The organism is Bacillus sp. SIMBA_074, assembly GCF_046534555.1.
Taxonomy (GTDB): Bacteria; Bacillota; Bacilli; order Bacillales; family Bacillaceae_G; genus Bacillus_A; species Bacillus_A mycoides.
Genome location: NZ_JAWRYM010000712.1, coordinates 1 through 262 on the forward strand (window position 1 = coordinate 1; position 262 = coordinate 262).

1 protein-coding gene is annotated in these 262 nt (G+C 45.4%); it reads left to right on the plus strand.

The genetic code is table 11. The features are described 5' to 3' along the window. On the plus strand, window positions 1-262 hold a 262-nt coding region (locus SB773_RS32640; RefSeq protein WP_410594538.1), incomplete at both ends, for an ArsB/NhaD family transporter.

A 262-nucleotide genomic window follows, 5' to 3' on the forward strand; every position in this document is an offset into this window, starting at 1 on the left:
TGTGGTTTACAGCCTGCGGAATGTTGGATTGACGAATGTATTAACGGATTTAATCCAAGTTACCGCCGATCAAGGATTATTTGCAGCAACGATTGGAATGGGCTTCATTGCCGCCATTCTCTCTTCGCTTATGAATAACATGCCAACCGTGATGATCGATGCACTTGCCATTTCCGATACCAATACTACCGGCGTTATCAAGGAAGCCCTTATATATGCAAATGTCATCGGTTCGGACTTGGGCCCGAAAATCACTCCGATC